General features: G+C 64.2%; 3 protein-coding genes. All 3 read left to right on the top strand.

The features are described from left to right. Positions 1–43 precede the first annotated feature (43 nt). The gene (locus FOE67_RS26685) at positions 44–211 is read left to right on the top strand and encodes a helix-turn-helix domain-containing protein (protein WP_182667386.1); all 168 of its coding nucleotides are present in this window, start codon (positions 44–46) and stop codon (positions 209–211) included. Positions 212–230: 19 nt separating this feature from the next. Continuing rightward, positions 231–674 carry a helix-turn-helix domain-containing protein gene (locus FOE67_RS29795; RefSeq protein ID WP_182667385.1) on the top strand — a complete coding sequence of 148 codons (444 nt, stop codon included), beginning with the start codon at positions 231–233 and terminating at the stop codon, positions 672–674. A gap of 5 nt (positions 675–679) precedes the next feature. After that, positions 680–1055: transposase (locus FOE67_RS26675; protein ID WP_228474335.1), on the top strand; the 376-nt coding region annotated here is incomplete at its 3' end.

Genomic DNA, 1055 nt, shown 5'->3' with positions numbered 1-1055 from the left:
TTATTGATCCGTCACTTTTTGGTGTCTCGTTCGTTGGTGTGGCATGGGTGATGACTTGACCGGGGACATGCGGAGGCTTTCGCCTGCTCAGCAGGAGGCTGTGCGGATGCGGGTGATGGCTGCGATCGACGCGGGGTTACCGGTGGTCGAGGCGGCGAGGGTCTTCGGGGTGTCGACCAAGTCGATCGGTCGGTGGAGGGCCGCGTCGTGATGGTGGCGGAGCGGAGGCGTTGCGGTCCGGAAAACCCGGCCGGAAGGTCGGCTCGTGTCGTTTCCTGCCGGAGAGCGAGGAGGCCGCCGTCCGGCAGGCCATCATCGGCTATCGCCCCGAGCAGCTCGGTCTCGGTGGAACGCTGTGGACGACGAGGAAAGTCAACGAATTCCTCCACCGGCATTTCGGGGTGCGGTTCTCCCGCGGCGGATTGTGCAAGTTGATGGATCGGATGGGGTTGTCGTTCCAGCGGCCCGATCGCAGGGCCCGGGAGGTTGACCCCGCTGCCATCGAGGAGTGGACGCCCACCGCCTATCCGGCGCTCCGGGTCCGCGCGGCGGCCGAGAGCGCCCTGGTCATGTTCGCCGATCAGGTCGGGATCCGCTCCGATCAGGTTTCCGGCCACCCCGGGGGGCGGGGGAACATCCCGATCGTGGCCCGCGGGGACAGCGGTACGGCGTGAACGCGATGTCGGTGATCTCCACCCGGGGCACCATGCACTTCACCGTGTTCGCCGACCGCTTCACCACTGCCACCTGCATCACCTTTCTCAAGCGGGTGATCGGCAATTTTCCCGAACAGAAAATCCACCTGATCGTGGACCGGCACCCCGTTCACCGCTCCAAAAAAGTGACCGCATGGGTCGCCGAGCACACCGACTCCATCGAACTGCACTTACCGGCTGTCCTATGCACCGCACCTCAACCCCGACGAACTCGTCAACGCCGACCTCAGCTGACCTCAAACGTCAACTCGCCGACAAGGTCATCGACAACCGGGCTCATCTGGAGGCATCAACCCGCAGCATCCTCCACGGAATCCAGAAATTCCTTGTCCGTGTCAG

This window comes from Streptomyces calidiresistens, assembly GCF_014141525.1.
Classification (GTDB): Bacteria; Actinomycetota; Actinomycetes; order Streptomycetales; family Streptomycetaceae; genus Streptomyces; species Streptomyces calidiresistens.
This window is presented reverse-complemented; position numbering and strand designations above follow the sequence as displayed.